Genomic DNA, 1,421 nt, shown 5'->3' with positions numbered 1-1,421 from the left:
AGTGGGCGGTTCGTAAGGTGATGTCCGTTTCTGGCTGGGGTTGGGGCAAGGTCGCTGGTGGAGGGTGGGTCGGCTATTGCTTCCTGGCGAAGTTGCCGGTGTCGGCCTCGGTGAGGATGCCGAGTTTGACCAGGCGCTTCAGCTTGGCGCGGGTGCCTTCGACGTTCTTCGGCAGCAGTTCATGGCCGAGGGCTTCGCAGACGTCCTTGGCTCGTAGCGGTCCGGTCGCGTGGTTGAAGACGGTGAGGATGCGGGGGTAGTCCGGGTGCTCGGGCAGGTCCGGCGCGACGGCAGGGAGCCGGTCGGCGAGGCCGGTGACGGTCCTGCGGGTGATCGCGAGGTGCTCCAGGTGCGTCTCGGCCTCCCGTAACCGGGTCTGCAGGTCGTCGATCTGTGCGCGGAGGTCGTCGGCCAGGGCCCGGGCGGCGTCTTCCTGGATGTCCAGGGCGTCCAGCAGGGGCTGGATGTTCACGCTGCCGCCGCCTGCGGCTCGCGCCAGGTGGGGGCGTTCGTGCCGGTGAGGCGCCGGGTCATGACGTGGGTCATCGCCCAGTAGACGCGGGAAACCGAGGAGGAGGGGCGGTACTCGTAGTCGCGGACCAGGCGCCGGTGCAGTATCAGGATCCCGTAGGTCTGCTCGACCCTCCACCGCTTCGGCTGCGGCACGAACCCTTTGACCTGCGGGTTGCGTTCGACGATCTCGACGTCGATGCCCAGGCCGGCGCCGTGCGCGACGACCTGGTTCTTGAAGCCCTGGTCGACCAGGGCTTTGCGGACGGTGCCGCCGGCGTGCTCGGCGACCTGGTCCAGCAGGACGATGCCCGCGGCGTTGTCGTGGGTGTTCGCGGCGAGGACGGTGACCGCGATGACCAGGCCGAGGACGTCCACGGCCAGTCCGCGCTTGCGGCCGGGCACCCGCTTGGCCGGATCGTGGCCGCTCGTGGAGGCGGGGACCCCGGCGGCCACGTGGACACTCTGGGTGTCCAGAACCACCAGGGTCGGGTCCTCTAATCGGCGGGCCCGCTCACGGACCTGGCAGCGCAGGAGTTCATGGATGACCTGGTCGGTCCCGTCGTCCCGCCAGGCGGCGAAGTAGTAGTAGGTCGCGCTCTTCTGCGGCAGGTCGTGCGGGAGATAGGCCCACTGACAGCCGGTCCGCCCCTGGTAGAGGATCGAGTTGACGATCTCCCGCATGTCGTAGGCGCCCTGGTGGCCGCTGACCGAGCGGTGTCGGTTCTTCCATGCGGTGATCACCGGCTCGATCAACGACCACTGCTCGTCCGATAAGTCACTCGGGTACGGCTTGCGTTCACTCACCCGGTCACATCACCAGATCACCAACCGCGGACCGCCAGATTCCGCCCCGCCGCCACACCATCAGGCGACAACAGACCCACTCAAAGACTCACGAACCGCCCACT

General features: G+C 68.1%; 2 protein-coding genes. Both read right to left on the bottom strand.

The window, feature by feature from the left end; all coding sequences use genetic code 11:
- Window positions 1–73 precede the first annotated feature (73 nt).
- Complete coding sequence (locus ACWD4G_RS45625) at window positions 74–472, bottom strand: hypothetical protein (RefSeq protein WP_451304666.1); 399 nt, start codon at window positions 470–472, stop codon at window positions 74–76.
- On the bottom strand, window positions 469–1,317 hold the full coding sequence (locus ACWD4G_RS45620) for an IS5 family transposase (RefSeq protein WP_451304664.1): 849 nt from the start codon (window positions 1,315–1,317) through the stop codon (window positions 469–471). The genes ACWD4G_RS45625 and ACWD4G_RS45620 overlap by 4 nt, the downstream gene beginning before the upstream one ends.
- Between the last annotated feature and the right edge of the window lie 104 nt (window positions 1,318–1,421).

It is taken from the genome of Streptomyces sp. NPDC002643, assembly GCF_053592555.1.
Note: the sequence above shows the minus strand (reverse complement) of the source record. Positions and strands in the feature narration are given on the sequence as shown.